Here is a 16652-nt window from a genome sequence, read left to right on the forward strand (position 1 = left end):
ACAGGGTTCACGTCGGGATCCGGACACGGTCAGTCTTGGGGGCGACTGCCTGGACCACAACCGGCCAATCGCACAAACTGTCTCACGTACATGGCGTCACTCGGCTCCTGGCCCCTGGGTGCGTCGAGCGCGGTGAAGGGTGCGGCGAGCATCCCGGCGAAGACCGTCGCCCACACCGCCTGCGCCGCCCGCGCCTCGTCGGCGCCGGCCGCGGTCATCCAGCGCCAGCCTGCCGCCTCGCCCAGTTCCCGGGCCGCCACCCCGTACATGCCGACCGGGAAGACCATGCTCCACAGGCTCGTCTCGTAGTGCGGCGGTACGCGGTGCAGCACGTGCCGCCACACGCCCAGGGCGAGCAGGAGCGGGATCAGCCAGGTGCAGAACGACCACACGACGGCCGAAAACGGGGTGCCTCGATCGGCGATCCGGCGGCTCGGGACCTCGGTCGCCGCTCCCGTCGGGGGCCTCGGCCCGCACCTCTTCGACGCGTCGGCGCAGTGCCGCGTCACTGGTACTGCGGGCGCCATTCGAAGAGCACGATGGTCGCGTCGTCCCGCAGCCGGTCGCACTGGTATTCGAGGACCGCTTCGATGAGGAGCCGCAGCACCTCGGCCGGGCGCTGTCCGGCGGCGTTCGAGCGGATGATGAAGTCGGTGAACCGGTCGAGACCGAACTCGGCTCCGTCCGCGCCGCGCGCCTCCACGACACCGTCGGTGTACAGCAGGACGCAGTCACCCGGTTCCAGTTTCGACTCGTGGACCTTCCGGGCCCCCGGGGCGAATGGGCCGGCCAGGCCGAGCGGCGGCTGCGGGGGGCTGTCCAGCGCCCCGGCGAGCACCCGCTCGGCACGGATCAGCAGCGGCGGCGGGTGTCCGCAGTTGACCCAGCGCAGCACCCCGGCCTCGGCGTCGAGCAGGCACAGCACGCCGGTGCAGAACTGGTCGGGCAGCCACTGGGCGAGCGCCTCGTCGACGGCGCTGACTGCGTCGGCCAGCCCCCCTCCGCCGCGGCGCGCGTTGCGCGCCGCCGCCATGGCGACCGACGTGGTCAGACCGGCGGTCAGATCGTGCCCCATGGAGTCGAGGATCATGGTGTGCAGCACGTTCTTGACCACCGAGTGGTCGAAGGCGTCCCCGGCGACGTCGTACGCCGGTTCCAGGACCGCGGTCGACACGCACCGGGTGCTGCCGACGGTGTGGGGCGGCAGGAAGGCCCGCAGCATCTCGGCGGGCAGCCGCATGGTCGCGGTGCGGGTGCGCGCGGCGAGCCAGTCGCTGTAGGCGCGCTTGGAGGTGATCAGCATGGCGAGCAGGTGGGCCAGTATCCGGCTGCGGCGCATCCGCACCACGTCGAGCGAGGCGGTTCGCACGGCCAGCACGCCCAGCCGCTCCGAACCGTCGACCAGCGGCATCCAGACGATCAGGCCGTCCTCGGCCTCGGCCACCCGCGGGGCGACCGTGCGGTACGCCCAGCCGGCCGACGAGCGGTTCACCACAAGCGGCTCCAGGCTCTCGTCGAGCGGGACGAGCAGTCGCTGTTGCAGGTCGACGAGGTAGATCGCCACGGCATCCAGACCGAGCACCGAGGCGCACCGGTTCGCCAGGGCCGGCAGCTCCACGGGCAGGGCCGTCTGGGCCTCGATGATGAGATCCTCCAGCCCGTGCTCGTCGACGGCGGTGTCCGGACCGGGGAACTGGTGCGGCGCGTCCGACACGGGCATCACCCCTTCCGTGCCCAGTCTCACACCGCACCTGTGCTCCCTCATGTCAGGCACGAACGCGACGGGGGTCGGGACGGCGGCCGGCCGGCCGGGCGGGATCGGGCAGACGCGCTGCCGGGGATCCGGCTGGATAAAATGAATGCGCCACTGGCACACGCCGGCGCCGCAACACGGCAGGCCCGTACTCGTGAAGAGGGTTGGCCATGCGAACGAACATCATCCGGCACGAGAGCATGATGGCCAGCTACTACGTGGTGAACGGCTGGACCGTTGTCGAGGTCGACGGGGATCTGGACGCCCACACGGCCCCCATGGTCCGTGACGCGGTGATCAGGCTTCTCCACGAGGGACACCGCCACTTCGTCCTCGACCTCGGCTTCGTCCCCTTCATGGATTCCATGGGCCTGGGCGTGATCGTGGCGGTCACGAAGCGCATCCGTGAACACGACGGCTCGCTGCGCATCGCGTGCGTCTCCCCCCGGATGCTCAAGATCTTCGACCTCAGCGGCATGCGAGAGAGCTACGACATCTACCCGTCGGTGGAGGAGGCGACCCGAACCGCTCCCGCGCTCGGCGGCCTCGCTCACTGGCCGCACCCCGCGCCCGGCTGAGGAGCGTCCAGGGCGCGGAGGGCGAGGACGGCGACATCGTCCTCGGACACCTGCCGGCTGTGGGTGATCAGGGCGTCGCACAGCTCCTCCAGCGGAGCCCCGGCCAGGGAACCCGCCTGCGCGGCCAGCTGCGCCAGGCCGGTGTCGATGTCCTGGCCGCGGCGCTCGACCAGCCCGTCGGTGAAGAGCAGCAGCGTGGCACCGGGCGGGATGGGATGCGTGTGGCTGAAGCGTGGGACGGAGGGGTCGATGCCCACGGGGATCCCGTGGCGGGCGGGGGCCAGGTAGCCGGTGGTGCCGTCCGCCCCGATGAGCAGCGGGGGCGGGTGCCCGGCGTTGCTCCAGCAGAAGGCGTGTCCGTCACCGGTCCGTTCGAGGCGGCCGAGCACGAGGGTGGCGGTCGGCGGGTCCTCGAACATCGTCAGGGCGTGGTCCAGGCGCGACACGACCACGCCGGGCGGCTCGCACCGGTCGAAGGCGAGTGCCCGGAGCATGTTGCGGATCTGGCTCATCAGCGGGGCGGCCTCGACGTCGTGGCCGGTCACGTCGCCCACCACCACGCAGGTCGCACCGTCGGGCAGGACCATGGCGTCGTACCAGTCCCCGCCCAGCCGGAGCAGCTCGGACGCGGGCTCGTAGCGGGCCTCGGCCAGCAACGGCGCCAGGTCCGGGAGCACGGGCAGCATGCGGCGCTGGAAGTGCTCGGCGGCGCGAGTTGCGTGTGCGTACAGTCGGGCGTTCTCGATGCTGACGCTCGCGGCACTGGCCAGCGCGGTCAGCAGCTGCTGGTCGTCGTCGTCGAACGGCGTACCGTCCGTCTTGTCGGCGAGGTAGAGATCGCCGTACACGGTCCCGCGCACCATCAGCGGAACGCCGAGCAGGGTGCGCATGACCGGGTGCCCGGGCGGAAACCCGGCGGACCGAGGGTGCCGGGCCACGTCCGCCACCCGCAGCGGCCGCCGGTCGTCCACCAGGCTGTGCAGCAGGCCGTGGCCCTGGGGCAGGCCCATGGCAGCGCACAGCTGCGGATCGTCGATGCCCACGGTGAGCAGGTCCATCACCTCGCCGCTCTCCGAGAGCACGCCCAGGGCCCCGTAGCGGGCGCCGACGAGGTCGGCGGCCGCCTCCACGATGTGGTGCAGCACGCTGCGGGTGTCCGTGTCCCGGCTCATCGCCGCGACCGTGCCGAGCAGCTGCCGCAGCCGTCGGGGGTCGAGAACCAGCGGCGACACATGGGCGGTCACTCCGTCCCGGGTCGCGTGCCACGCCTCGCCGACCGGACGGGATTCCGATCGCGGGCCATCGTTGGACGGATCGTGCACCATGGCGAGATTCCTCCCGGCGCCTCCCGACGCCGTCATCATCGCGCGTTCCCTGTCACCCTACGCGCTCGGCCGGTCATGGGCAGGCCCCCGCGCCAGGGCGTACGGCGCGGCGGTCAGCGTGTCCGAGCCGGCCGGGCCGGCCGTGGCCGCCGTGGACCGGCCCGCGGCACCACCCCACGAGGCCGCCCACCACCAGGCGCGATCACATGACGTGACCAAGCACGACCAGGCGGACGCGGGCAGGGAACGGTCACCGGCGTCGTCGTGTGCGGACAACTTCGGGCACTGGGGGTCCACTACACGACTTGTCGCGGCGGGACCGCGAGCCGTGCGTTGGGATGACCTGTCTCAACGTGAGCCCGGGGGGCGATGACGAGCATGAACGACCTGATCGAACCGGCACCGTCCAATCCCGTCGGCACGGTGGATCCGGGCCCGTGCCCGTGCGGCGCGCGGGCCCTCGGTGGCGTTCCCGGTGCCGCCGAGGAGAGGTTCCGGGGGCTGCTGGAGGCGGCGCCGGACGCCATGGTCATCGTCGACGACACCGGCACCATCCGCCTCGTCAACGCCCAGACCGAAGCCCTCTTCGGCTACCAGCGCGAAGAACTCCTCGGCCACCCCGTCGAACTCCTCGTCCCCGGCCGCTTCCGCGCCCACCACACCCACCACCGCAACGGCTACGCCCACAACCAGCAGGTCCGCCCCATGGGCGCCGGACTCGACCTGTACGGACTACGCAAAGACGGCACCGAGTTCCCCGTCGAAATCAGCCTCAGCCCCCTGGAGACCACCGACGGCCTCCTCGTCTCCGCCGCCGTACGCGACGTCAGCGAACGCAAAGCCGCCGAGGAGAGGTTCCGGGGGCTGCTGGAGGCGGCGCCGGACGCCATGGTCATCGTCGACGACACCGGCACCATCCGCCTCGTCAACGCCCAGACCGAAGCCCTCTTCGGCTACCAGCGCGAAGAACTCCTCGGCCACCCCGTCGAACTCCTCGTCCCCGGCCGCTTCCGCGCCCACCACACCCACCACCGCAACGGCTACGCCCACAACCAGCAGGTCCGCCCCATGGGCGCCGGACTCGACCTGTACGGACTACGCAAAGACGGCACCGAGTTCCCCGTCGAAATCAGCCTCAGCCCCCTGGAGACCACCGACGGCCTCCTCGTCTCCGCCGCCGTACGCGACGTCAGCGAACGCAAAGCCGCCGAGGAGCGCATCACCGAACTCGCCGCGCTGGTCGAGTCCTCGCAGGACGCGATCCTCGCGAAGACCCTCGACGGCCGCATCACGTACTGGAACGCGGCGGCGCAGCGGCTGTACGGGTTCACGGCGGAGGAGGTCCTGGGACAGCACGTCTCCGTGCTGGCACCCGCCCCCAGGAAGCACGAGATCACCGCGCTCCTGGAGCGGCTGCGCCAGGGCGAGAAGGTCGAGCACTTCGAGACGTTGCGGCTCACCCGCTCGGGGGACTTGCTGGACGTCGACGTCACCCTGTGGCCGACCCGCGCGGCGGACGGGGCGGTCGTCGGGGCGTGCGCGATCGTCCGGGACATCAGCGACCGCAAGCGCGCCGAGGCGGAGCTGACGGAACTGTACGAGCAGCAGCGGCACATCGCCCTGACCCTGCAGCGCAGTCTGATGGGCACGCCGCCCGCCATCCCCGGCCTCGCCACCGCCAGCCGCTACCGGCCCGCGACCCAGGGGGCCGGAGTCGGCGGCGACTGGTTCGACCTCGTCCCGCTGGGCGCCGGCCGGGTGGGTGTGCTGATCGGTGATGTGATGGGCCGGGGTCTCGAGGCCGCGGCCGTGATGGGACAACTCCGGTCAGCCGCACACGCGTTGGCCAAGACCGGGCTCCCGCCGCGGCAGCTGATGCAGGCGATGGACACCGTCGTCGCCGACCTCGATGTCCCCGACCAGCTGGTCACCTGCTGCTATCTGGTCATCGCCGCCGACACGGGCGAGGTGACCGTGTGTTCCGCCGGCCACCTGCCGGTCCTCGTCGCCGTCCCCGGCACACGCACCCGGACGCTTCCGGCACCCGTGAACGCCCCCCTCGGTGTCGGAGGGGTGATCTACGAGCAGTGCTGCAGCACCCTCGAGCCCGGCGCCACCCTCGTGCTCTACACCGACGGCCTGATAGAGACCCCCGGAACCGACATCGAGGACCAGCTCGCTCAGCTCGTCGCCACCCTGGACGAGCTGCCGACCACGGCTCCCGAGCTGGAGGCGGCCGCCGATCATGTCCTGTCGGCGCTGCTGCCCGACGCGGACGGCCACGACGATGTCACGTTGCTGCTGACACAACTGCCCGCCGCCCCGCTGGACACGGCCACCACACACCTGCCCTCCGCGCCGGCGTCCGTGCCGGCCGGCCGCGAGTTCCTCGCCAAGTCACTGAGCTCGTGGGGCTGTGCGGGTGCGGCGGACGACGCGCTCCTCCTGCTCTCCGAGGTCCTCACCAACGCCGTGCAGCACGCCCAGGGCCCCATCGGCGTACACGTGTGCCGCACGGACACGGATCTCACCGTGGAGATCAGCGACCGCAGCCCCACCCTGCCCCAGCCGCGCCTCGCGGCGGAGGACGAGGAGTCCGGGCGCGGCCTGCTCCTCGTGCGGGCCCTCGCCGACGACTGGGGTGTACGGCCGATGGACCAGGGCAAGACGACGTGGTTCAGCCTCAAGCTGTGAGCCACGCCGGGAGCCGGCGAGGTCGGTGAGCGCACCGGCCCGCACCGTCACCCGGCTGTTGTGCGGCATGTCCGCCGAGACCTGACGGCCTCACCACCGCTTCGTCGTGAAGCAGTTGCGAACCCGAAAGGGTCGCAGGAGGAGCAATAAGGGCCGCGGTCTCCGTACTATGCCTACTCTGAAGCCTGATAGCAGCTGCAATCGGCTGTCGCACAACCCTGTCGCAGACGGCGCCTTCCCACGCCGGCGCACATCGAGGAAGAGTGAGTTCCATGCCCGAGAACACCGTCTCCACCTCCGAGCTCGCCTCGCAGTACATCGCGCAGGTGAGCAGTGACCTCGAGAGCAACGTCAAGGAACAGGACCGCCTCCGCGAGGAAATCAGCGCGCTGGAAGCGCAGTTGGCCGCCCTGCAGCGCGACCACGCGGTGCTGGTGAACGTGCAGCAGGCGCTCGGCACAGCCGCGGCGCCCGCTCGGCCCACGGCCGGCGCCGACAGCGTCGCCGTGCCTTCTCCCCGCAAGCCCGCGGCCAAGTCGAAGGCGGCGAAGCAGGCGCGTGCCCGCAAGTCCCCCGCCGCGCCGAGCCGCACCACGGCCAAGAAGGCCGCGGCCGGTTCCCCCCAGGCCAAGGACACCGCCGCGAAGGCCGCGGCCAAGCCCACCCTCGTCGAACTCGTCCGCAGCCACCTCGCCGAGCAGAACGAGCCCCGCTCCGCGGCAGAAGTCACCAGCGCACTCGGCAAGTCCCACCCCGAACGCGGCATCAAGACCACCGTGGTGCGGACCGCCCTCGAAGGACTCGTGGCCAGGAACCTCGCCCAGCGCACCAAGCAGGGCTCCTCGGTCTTCTACACCTCCCCCGACGCGCCCGGGCAGAGCGCCAGGGGAGAAGAGAAGCAGCCCTCCCCCGCGGAGTAACACACCGGGGCGCCCGGCATCACAGGGCGTCGGCGTCCACAAGGACGTCGGGGGCGATGTGGGCGCCGAAGACTTCGCGGTAGAGGGCGACCTCGGCCAGCAGGGAGCGGCGGACGCTGTCGGCCCGGCGGAAGCCGTGGCCCTCGCCCTCGAAGAGCAGGAAGCGGTGCCACACTCCGCGTGCGGCCAGGTTGTCGACGATGCGCGTGGCCTGGTCCGGGCGGCAGATGAAATCGTCCGCGCCCTGGAGCATCACCAGCGGCGCGGTGATGCGGTCGGCGTTCGCGGCGGGTGAGACCTTGTCGAATCGGGCCCGGTCCTGCGGGAGGACGCCGACGAGGGTGTCCACGTAGCGGGACTCGAAGTCGTGGGTCTGCTCGGCCCGCCACTGTGCCGGTTCGCTGATCGGGTACAGGACCGTGCCCGCGCAGAAGACGTCGGTGTGGGTCAGGCAGGCCAGGGTGGTCCAGCCGCCGGCCGAGCCGCCGCGCACTGCCGTACGGGCGGGATCGGCCAGGCCCTCGGCGGCCAGTGCGCGCGCGACGGTGACGCAGTCGTCGACGTCCACCACCCCCCACTGGCCGCGCAGCCGGTCGCGGTAGGCCCTGCCGTAGCCGGTGGAGCCGCCGTAGTCGACGTCCGCGACGGTGAAGCCGCGGCTCGTGAAGAAGGAGTACTCCAAGTCGGCGGTGACGCCGGTGGAACTCGTCGGGCCGCCGTGCACCTGGACCAGCAGCGGCGGCAGTTCGCCCTCCGGTGCGGTGGCGGTGGGGTGGGTGGGCCGGTGCAGCACGAAGTGCACGGGCCGGCCCTGCGCGTCGTACACGGTGCGGCGCTCGGGCCGGGGATGCCAGGCGGCCAGCGGATCCTCGGACGTGGGCCTGGTGCGCCGGGCCGGGCCGGAGCCGGGTGCCAGGGGCACCGACAGCAGGGCCGAGCCGAGGGCCGGGTCGGCGGCCCGGACCAGGATGCGTGCGCCGTCGGACCAGAGGTCGCCCTGGAACCTGCTCCAGCCCTCGGCGAGTTCGGTCAGTGCGCCGTCCTCGGGCGACCAGCAGGACAGCCGCTGCGGGCCGTTGCCGTGCGGCAGCACCACGCCGTACGGCGTGACGGCGAACCAGCTCGCGCCGACCCGCCAGATGGCGCCGGCGCACTCCTCCTGGAGGGGAAGGACGTTGGTGATCGCGGCGGCCGTCGGCCGGTCGGTGGCCAGGTCGACGCGGTGCAGGTTCCACCAGCCGTCCGGGTCGGCCATTGCGTAGAGGGTGTCGGGGTCCGCCCACGCGGCCTGGGAGACGGAGACCTCGGTGCCGTCGTGGCTGCCGCCGAGCAGGCGGACGGGCTCGACCGCGACGCCGTCGTGAAGGTCGGCGACCATCAATTCCGAGCTGTCCCACGGCATATGGGGGTGATCCCAGCCGATCCAGGCGAGCCGCCGGCCGTCCGGGGACAGACGGTGCCCGCAGAGGAAGTGGTGCGAGCGGGCCACCACGCGCAGCGCGCCGGGGTCGTCAGCGGCGGCACCGGACAGCGGTACGGCGACGATCTCGCGCACGGTGCGGACGGCAGGGTCGGCGTCGTGCGGTCCGGTGGCGGTCCGGGTGGTCTCCCGTACGCACCACACCTCGGTCCCGTCGGGGCCGGTCACCGGGTCGGCCCAGCAGGTCTCCCGGCCTTGCGGGTCGGCGGGGGTGAGCGGAACGGGTACCGGGAACGCGCCCTCCTCGGCGGCCCCGAGGGGGGACACCTCGGCGCGGTACAGCCGCTGGTCGCGGTGGTCGGTGAAGACCAGCAGGTGCCCGGCGCCGGCCGAGTCGGCCGGGCGTACCCAGTACGGTTTGCCGCCGTAGCCGAGGGAGCGGTTGCGCACGGAGACGCCGGGGGCGAGCACCGCGACGGGCTCCTCGTGTCCGGGGGCGTTGCGCAGCAGCCGTACGGTCGCGGTGGCCGGGTCGGAGGCGCACCACCAGTTCTCGTCGCCGGCTCCGGAGGGCCAGGAGGTGGATCCGGAGGCGTCGGCGACCGCTTCGGCCGTGATCGGGGACGGCCAGGTGCCGTAGGGCAGGTGAGCCGCGGTGGACATGGGCTGACTCCGAGTGCGAGAGGGTGGGGTGGGCGGCGGTGCGGGCGGGGGTTCGGCGCGGGATGGCACCGCCCCTGGGTGGACGGTCCCGGGTCCGGCGTGCCCGCTCGCGGGTCATCGCGCGGGCACGCCGTGAGGGACAGGTGTCCCCGGATCGGGCTCGTGGGCGGCGGACGCCCGGCGGACGGGTACGGCCGGGGTCACGCGGCGGCCAGCTGCACCGGCTCGCCGTGGGCGTCGCGGCGGCGCAGGTCGGCCGGGGTCTCCCGGCGGACCATGAGGCGGGCGCGGCCGTCGCGCACGGCGACGACGGCGGGCCGGGGCTGGGCGTTGTAGTTGCTGGCCATGGCGTGGTGGTAGGCGCCGGTGGCCGGGACGGCCAGCAGGTCTCCCGTGGTCACGCCGGCCGGCAGGGCGATGTCGGGCACGACCACGTCGCCGCTCTCGCAGTGGCGGCCGACGACCACGGCGTGCACCGGACTGCCCTCGGCCGGGCGGTTGGCGGTCCACGCGGTGTAGCGGGCGAGGTAGAGGGAGGGTCGCAGGGCGTCGCTCATGCCGCCGTCGACGGAGACGAACCGGCGGCGCAGCCCGTCCTTCACGGCGCCGATGCGGTAGAGCGTCACCCCGGCGGTGCCGATCATCGACCGGCCGGGCTCGACGGCGAGCCGTATCGCCGTGCCCGGCAGCACCCGGTCCAGGCCGGCTCGCAGGGCGGCCGTGAACGCGGCCGGGTCCAGGCGGGGCTGGCCCGGCAGGTAGGGGATGCCGGCGCCGCCGCCGAGGTCGATCTCGGACACCGTGATGCCGTGCCGCTCGGCGAGCAGGGCGACGAAGGCGGCGACCCGTTCGGCGGCGAGGGTCAGCCCCTCGGTGGCGGTGATCTGGGAGCCTATGTGGGAGTGCACTCCCGCGAGCCGCAGCGAGGGACGCGCCGCGACGGCCAGCACGGCCCGCTCGGCGTGGCCGCCGCGGACCGGGAAGCCGAACTTGACGTCGTCGCCGCCGGTGGCCATGTAGTCGTGGGTCTCGGCGGCGACGCCGGGGGCGATGCGGACGTAGACGTCCTGCACCCGGTCGGCCGCGGCCGCCGCGTCCGCCAGCCGGTCGATCTCCTCCAGGCAGTCGACGACCACGACGCCGACGCCGTGCGCGACGGCCGCCTCCAGTTCGGCGACGGACTTGTTGTTGCCGTGGAAGACGATCCGGGCGGCGTCGAAGCCGGTGTCCACGGCGAGCTGGAGTTCGCCGCCGCTGCACACGTCCAGGTGCAGGCCCTCGGAGTCGACCCAGCGGACCATCTCCGCGCACAGGAAGGCCTTGGAGGCATAGTGCACCCGGTCCGCGCCGGACTCGCGCCACAGCCGGGCACGGTGGCGGAAGTCGGCCTCGTCCACCACGTACAGCGCCGTGCCGCAGGCGTCGGCCAGGTCGTCCAGGGCGACACCTCCGACGTGCAGCCGGCCCTCGACGGTGCGGGCGGTCAGCGGCCACACCTCGGGGGCCGTCTCGGGTGAGGCGGCCGCGGCCAGACCGTCGGGCAGCGGGGTCCCTGCGCACGGTGCGGGCAGGGAGGGAGCGGTGGACACGGGGCTACTCCTCGGTGAGGACGACGAGCATGAGCAGGTCGTCGCCGGCGTCGGTGAAATGGTGTTCGTCCATGGCGGCGAAGTGGCAGCTGTCGCCGGGGCGCAGCAGCCGTACGGTGCCCGCCACCGCCACCCGGCAGGAGCCGGCGAGGACGATCGCGAACTCCTCGCCCGGGTGGCTGGTCGGGTGGTCGTGGTCGCCGAGGTCGGCGTGGAGCAGTCGGGCGCCGAGGCGCCGCGCGCCCGGGGCCGTCAGGTCCCATATGCCGTGGTGGCCGTCGGCCTGCGCGAGCAGCGGGGCCGGGGCGAACCGCGGCGGAAAGCCCGGGGCGGCGACGGTGCCCGGCCGGGTGCCGCCGAGGAGTTCGGCGGGTGTGGAACCGAGGGCGTCGGCGATCTGGCAGAGGGTGCGGACCGTGGGGTTGGCGGCGCCCGACTCCATCTGCGAGACGTACGCCGGTGAGACGCCGGCCCGCGCGGCCACCGCGCTGAGGGTGAGGCCGGCGGCCCGGCGCACCCGGGCGACGGAGGCCGCGAGCAGGTCCCCGGTGTCGGGGCTGCCGTGGGCCGCGGCGGGGCCGGATCCGGTGGAGTCGCCCTTTCCTGCCCCTCCGCCCGGTTCGGCGCCCTGTTGTCCGGGATCGTCCCGGGAACGACGCGAAATCTCTTCTGGGGCGGGGGAATCCGCCGGAGAGTTTTCCGCTCCGGTGACTCTTGACGAGGTCATGCGGCGACAGTAAGACTCACGCATCGCTTAGATCAAGCAATCTGACACCGCCGTTTAACTGTCAGCAGAGACGCAGTTCATCACCCGGACTCCCGGGTGTGGGCTGCCCTGAGTGGGAGGGGTGAGCAGTGACCGGTCCGCTGGCGCCGACGCCGACCCTCGAGCTGCTGCGTGCGGCGGCCGAGCTGTGCGGGCCCGCCGCGCAGCGCTTGTTCGCGGTGCTGGCGCAGGACTATCCGGCCTCGCTGGAGCGCCGTCCCGGTCAGTTGTTGCGCGCGGCCGACGCGAGCGCCGCGGACCTGGACGGACTGCTGGCGGCGGCGGGGGTGGCCTCCACCGACGACCTGCGTCAACTGGCGGCGCGGGAGGTCGGTCTGCGGCTGGCCGAGCCGGATCTGCGGTTCACCAGCCGTGAGCCTCAGTCCGAGCCGCGCGAGCGGTCGGCCCTGCGCCGGATGATCACTGCGGAGGAGGGCAACCTCCGCCGTACGCTGGCGGACCTGCAGGCCAACGGGGCCCTGGAGGTGGCGGCCGCGGCCCTGTTGCGGGCGCGGCGGCGATGGGTGCTGGGCGACCTGAAGTCGGCCGGGTACGCCTCGCTGCTGACCAGCGACCTCACCAGCAGCATGCGGGACGTGTTCCTGGTGCAGCCGGCGACGGGCGCGGCGGTCAACGCCATCAGCGACGCGCACGCGGACGACGCCCTGGTCGTGTTCAGCTTCCGCAACTACAGCCGCCTGACGGTGGACGTGGCCCGCGAGTTCCACGCACTGGGCGCCTCGGTGATCGCGCTGACCGACAGCTACACCAGCCCGGTGTGCTCCTTCGCCTCGCACGTCCTGGCGGTGGACACGCGCAGCGAGTCGCCCCACCACTCGCCGACGGCGGTGGCGGCGGCGGCCCATGTGCTGGCGGCCCTGGCCGCCGCCGGGGCGAAGGGCGCCGCCCGCCGCAGCCGGCGCCGCGCGGAGCTCTTCCGCTCCCTGGGCAGTTACGGCCTCGGCCGTCCGGCGTCCGGCGCGACCGCCGGAACCTTAGGAGACGTCGGCGCTGACCCCGGCCTCCCGGGACCCGCCGGCGACGCCCCAGGCACGTGAACCCCGGACCCCGCCGACTCCCCCACCTCCTCGGCGACGGCACCCTCCCCCCGCGGTGACCGTCCACCTGCCTTGTCCTTGTCCCGTCCCACCCGTTCCCCGCCTCCGCGAGTCCGTCTCACGGAGCCATCGGCCGCAGAGGGCTCGCCTCGCCCCCTGCTGCCGGGAAGGCACCTGGTCCCCTCCGCATGAACGATCCCTCCCACCGTCAGGGCAGCGTCGCTCTCTCCGCCGCCGAGGACACCGCCCTGACCTCCGAAGTCACCGAGCTGTGCGCCCGGTTGATCCGTTTCGACACCAGCAACTACGGCGCAGGCGACTCGCGCGGCGAGCGGGAGGCGGCCGAGTGGACCGCCGAACTGCTCTCCGACTCCGGTTACGAGCCGGTCGTGCTGGAGTCGGCCCCGCGCCGGGCCAGCACGGTGGTCCGTATCCCCGGCGAGGACCGCGGCGCCCCCGCCCTGCTGGTCCACGGCCATCTGGACGTGGTCCCGGCCGAGCCGGCCGACTGGAGCTTCGACCCGTTCTGCGGGGAGATCCGCGACGGGGCCGTCCTCGGCCGCGGGGCGCTGGACATGAAGGACATGGACGCGATGATGCTGGCGATCGCCCGCTCGTGGGCGCGCCGGGGCGTGCGTCCGCCGCGCGACGTCGTGATGGCGTTCGTCGCCGACGAGGAGGACACGGGAGAGCTGGGCGCGGGCTTCCTGGTCGAAAAGCATCCGGAGCTCTTCGAGGGGGTGGCCACCGCGATCGGCGAGTCCGGGGGCTACTCGCTCCACCTGCCCGACGCGAGCAGGCTCTACCCGATCGCCGTCGGGGAGCGCGGCAGCGCCTGGATGGACCTGACCGCGCGCGGCGCGGCGGGCCACGGCTCCCGTCCCGGTCCCGACAACGCTGTCGCCACCCTGGCGGCGACGCTCGCGGCGCTCGCCGCGCACCGCTGGCCGGTCAGGATCGTGCCGGCGGTGGCCGCCCTGCTGGAGGGGCTCTCGGCCCATCTGGGCGTCACGGTCGACCCGGCGGATCCCGCGTCGCTGGCGCAGCTGGGCGAGGCGGCGAAGCTGGTCGAGGCCACGGTCGCCAACACGCTCAACCCGACCATGCTGAAGGCGGGTTACAAGCACAACGTCATCCCGAGCGAGGCGACCGCCTCAGTGGACGGCCGTATCCTGCCCGGCACGGAGGAGGACTTCTTCGCGACCGTGGACGCGCTGCTCGGCGAGAAGGTCTCCCGCTCCTTCCACAGCTTCGCCGCCCCGGTCTTCGCCGACCACGAATCCCGTGAGTTCGCGGCGATGGCGGCGGCGCTGCGGCGGGCCGACCCGGAGGCGCTGGTGCTGCCGTTCATCATGTCCGGCGGCACCGACGCCAAGGCGTTCGCCCGGCTCGGCATCCAGTGCTACGGCTTCGGCCCGGGCCTGACCCCGCCCGGCTTCGACGCCTGGCGGTATGTGCACGGCGTCGACGAGCAGGTCCTGGTGAGCAGCCTGGAGTTCGGCGTGCGGGTCCTGGAGGACTTCCTGCGCACCGACCCGCTCGCCGTTCGCCCGGACCGGTGAACGCTCGCCGTTCGCCCGGACCGGTGAACGCTCGCCGTTCGCCCGGACCGGTGAACGCTCGCCGTTCGCCCGGACCGGTGACCCGGCGCCGTTCGCACGGACCCGTCGCCGCCGGCCGTTCGCACGGGCCCGGGACCGGGCGTCAGGGCATCGCTCGACGACCTGTCCCTGCCGCCTGAACCACCCGCCGCATCACCACTCGGCCAACACCCACCGCCCTCCTCCCCTCGGACAAACCGCCGCACGTCCACGCCACCCACCGCCTCGGACGGCCTTCACCACCGCCTCCGCGCCGACTCCCCACCGCACCGCTCACCGCAGCCCATCCGTCCACCCACTCACGCGCACCAATAGCTGCGTCATGCATCGATCCACCGCCCGCACGGACCGCACCCGGGTCCGCAGCGCAGCGGCACTCGTATCCCCCGCTCGTCCCTTCGCGGCCCCGACCGCCGACACCTCTTGGAGAAGTCCACGATGACCACGTCCACCCCCGTGCGCAGAACCGGCCGCAAGGCCGCCGCACTGGCCGCGTCCCTGCTGATCGGCACCGCCGCGGGCCTCGCCGCCGCGCCGGCCGCCTCCGCCGACGACGGCAGCGGGACGCTGCGGATGCCGATCACGGGCATCGGCATCGACTCCCTCAACCCGTTCCTCGCCTACTTCGCGGGCAGCCTGGACGTGTTCTCGGGCATCTACCCCGCCCTGGACCGGGTGCAGCAGGACGGCACCGTCAAGCCGTACCTCGCCGACTCCTGGACGACCTCCAGCGACAAGCTGACCTGGACCTTCAAGATCCACAAGGGTCTGAAGTGGAGTGACGGCAAGCCGATCACCGCCGAGGACGCCGCCTGGACGTTCAACCTGATCATGACGAACTCCACCGCGGCGACCGCCAACGGCTCGCTGGTGAGCAACTTCGCCTCGGTCAGCGCGCCGGACGACACCACACTGGTCGTCAAGACCAAGAAGCCGCAGGCCACGATGCTCTCGGTCAGCATCCCGGTGTCGGGCATCCCGATCGTGCCGAAGCACATATGGGAATCGCACGTCAAGGACCTGAAGAACTACAAGAACGACAGCTTCCCGATCGTCGGGTACGGCCCGTGGACGCTGACGGACTACAAGCCCGAGCAGTACGCCAAGTTCGACGCGAACAAGCACTTCCTGCTGGGCGCGCCCAAGTACGACCACATGATCCAGCAGGCGTTCAAGAACACGGACGCCGCCGTGGCCGCCCTGCGTTCGGGCCAGCTCGACTACGTCAGCGGCCTCAACCCCACCCAGTTCCAGGCGCTCAAGGGCCAGCCCGGCATCAAGGCCTACGAGCAGGTCGGCAACCGCTGGAACGGCATCGAGGTCAACGGCGGCGCCCGCACCCGTGACGGCAAGAAGATCGGCACGGGCCACCCGGCGCTCGGCGATGCCAAGCTGCGCGAGGCGCTGGCGCTCGCCATCGACCGGCCGACGATCGTGAAGAAGGTCCGCGACGGCCTGGCGCAGGTCGGCGCCAGCTACCTGCCGCCGTCGCTGCCGCAGTTCGCGTGGCAGCCCTCGGACGCGGAGAAGTTCGGCTACGACCCGGCCAAGGCCAACTCGGTGCTGGACCAGGCGGGTTACAAGAAGGGCTCGGACGGGATCCGCGTCGACCCGAAGTCCAAGCGCAAGCTGGAGTTCCGCCTCGGCATCCACTCCGACGACGACGGGGACGCCAAGGTCTCCACGTACCTGTCGGGCTGGTTCAAGCAGATCGGCATCAAGGTCGACATCCAGTCGATGAGCTCCGCCAAGCTCAACGCCGACCTGGCCAAGGGCGACTGGGACATCCTGATGGACTCCTGGTCGACCGGGCCGGACCCGACGTACCTGCTGGGCATCCAGACCTGCGCGGCGCTGCCCGACAGCAAGGGCGAAGGCGGCAGCACCGACTCGTTCTTCTGCGACAAGAACTACGACGACCTGTTCCTGCGGCAGCAGAGCGCCTTCGACGTCAAGGAGCGCGCCGGCCTCCTCCGGCAGATGCAGGCGATCCTGTACAAGGCCAACGAGAACATCATGATCTACAACGCCAACGGCCTCGCCGCGTACCGCAGCGACCGGGTGAGCGGCATCGTGAGCGGCACGGCGGACTCCACCGGGGCCTACCCGGCGCAGGTCTCCTTCGACCAGTACCTCAACGCGGCCCCGGCGAAGGCGTCGTCCTCCTCCTCGGGCGGCAGCTCCGGCACGGTGATCGGCGTCTCGGCGGCCGTGGTCGTCGTCCTGGCCGCCGGCGGTGTGTTCCTGGCGCGACGCCGCTCCTCCTCCGACGACCGCGAGTAGAC

General features: G+C 72.4%; 12 protein-coding genes. 6 read left to right on the top strand and 6 right to left on the bottom strand.

The features are described 5' to 3' along the window. Positions 1-29: 29 nt before the first annotated feature. A complete protein-coding gene (locus tag ACLU3S_RS01375; RefSeq protein ID WP_413949807.1) occupies positions 30-392 on the bottom strand; it encodes a hypothetical protein in 363 nt (120 codons plus the stop codon). A 113-nt stretch (positions 393-505) separates the two neighbouring features. Continuing rightward, positions 506-1720 (bottom strand): PP2C family protein-serine/threonine phosphatase, encoded by a 1215-nt coding sequence (locus tag ACLU3S_RS01380; RefSeq protein ID WP_413949808.1) that lies wholly within the window; start codon positions 1718-1720, stop codon positions 506-508. 203 nt (positions 1721-1923) lie between these two features. On the opposite strand from ACLU3S_RS01380, the gene ACLU3S_RS01385 reads away from it, so the two are divergent. Then, entirely contained in the window at positions 1924-2331 is a 408-nt protein-coding gene (locus tag ACLU3S_RS01385; protein WP_413949809.1) for an STAS domain-containing protein, read from the top strand. Here ACLU3S_RS01385 and ACLU3S_RS01390 read toward each other — a convergent pair. Further along, positions 2304-3656 carry a PP2C family protein-serine/threonine phosphatase gene (locus ACLU3S_RS01390; RefSeq protein ID WP_413949810.1) on the bottom strand — a complete coding sequence of 451 codons (1353 nt, stop codon included), beginning with the start codon at positions 3654-3656 and terminating at the stop codon, positions 2304-2306. The genes ACLU3S_RS01385 and ACLU3S_RS01390 overlap by 28 nt on opposite strands. 378 nt (positions 3657-4034) lie before the next feature. On the opposite strand from ACLU3S_RS01390, the gene ACLU3S_RS01395 reads away from it, so the two are divergent. Beyond that, positions 4035-6350: a PAS domain S-box protein gene (locus ACLU3S_RS01395; RefSeq protein WP_413949811.1), complete on the top strand. Its 2316-nt coding sequence runs from the start codon at positions 4035-4037 to the stop codon at positions 6348-6350. A gap of 272 nt (positions 6351-6622) precedes the next feature. Further along, on the top strand, positions 6623-7270 hold the full coding sequence (locus ACLU3S_RS01400) for a hypothetical protein (protein WP_413949812.1): 648 nt from the start codon (positions 6623-6625) through the stop codon (positions 7268-7270). Between the two features lie 19 nt (positions 7271-7289). On the opposite strand, the gene ACLU3S_RS01405 is transcribed toward ACLU3S_RS01400, so the two are convergent. The 3 genes from ACLU3S_RS01405 to ACLU3S_RS01415 all read right to left on the bottom strand — a co-directional run bounded on the left by ACLU3S_RS01405 (position 7290) and on the right by ACLU3S_RS01415 (position 11669). Then, positions 7290-9353: a prolyl oligopeptidase family serine peptidase gene (locus ACLU3S_RS01405; protein ID WP_413949813.1), complete on the bottom strand. Its 2064-nt coding sequence runs from the start codon at positions 9351-9353 to the stop codon at positions 7290-7292. Positions 9354-9553: 200 nt separating this feature from the next. Beyond that, the gene (gene lysA / locus ACLU3S_RS01410; RefSeq protein ID WP_413949814.1) at positions 9554-10942 is read right to left on the bottom strand and encodes a diaminopimelate decarboxylase; all 1389 of its coding nucleotides are present in this window, start codon (positions 10940-10942) and stop codon (positions 9554-9556) included. A 4-nt stretch (positions 10943-10946) separates the two neighbouring features. Continuing rightward, positions 10947-11669 carry a helix-turn-helix domain-containing protein gene (locus tag ACLU3S_RS01415; protein ID WP_413949815.1) on the bottom strand — a complete coding sequence of 241 codons (723 nt, stop codon included), beginning with the start codon at positions 11667-11669 and terminating at the stop codon, positions 10947-10949. Between the two features lie 128 nt (positions 11670-11797). Here ACLU3S_RS01415 and ACLU3S_RS01420 point away from each other — a divergent pair, with 128 nt between their 5' ends. The 3 genes from ACLU3S_RS01420 to ACLU3S_RS01430 all read left to right on the top strand — a co-directional run bounded on the left by ACLU3S_RS01420 (position 11798) and on the right by ACLU3S_RS01430 (position 16650). After that, positions 11798-12766, top strand: coding sequence for a MurR/RpiR family transcriptional regulator (locus ACLU3S_RS01420; RefSeq protein WP_413949816.1), 969 nt, complete (start codon positions 11798-11800; stop codon positions 12764-12766). A 188-nt stretch (positions 12767-12954) separates the two neighbouring features. Next, positions 12955-14328, top strand: a complete 1374-nt coding sequence (locus ACLU3S_RS01425; RefSeq protein WP_413949817.1) for a M20/M25/M40 family metallo-hydrolase — start codon at positions 12955-12957, stop codon at positions 14326-14328. Between the two features lie 477 nt (positions 14329-14805). Then, positions 14806-16650 (top strand): ABC transporter substrate-binding protein, encoded by a 1845-nt coding sequence (locus ACLU3S_RS01430; RefSeq protein ID WP_413949818.1) that lies wholly within the window; start codon positions 14806-14808, stop codon positions 16648-16650. Positions 16651-16652 lie beyond the last annotated feature (2 nt).

It is taken from the genome of Streptomyces sp. AF1A (assembly GCF_047340315.1).
GTDB lineage: Bacteria > Actinomycetota > Actinomycetes > Streptomycetales > Streptomycetaceae > Streptomyces.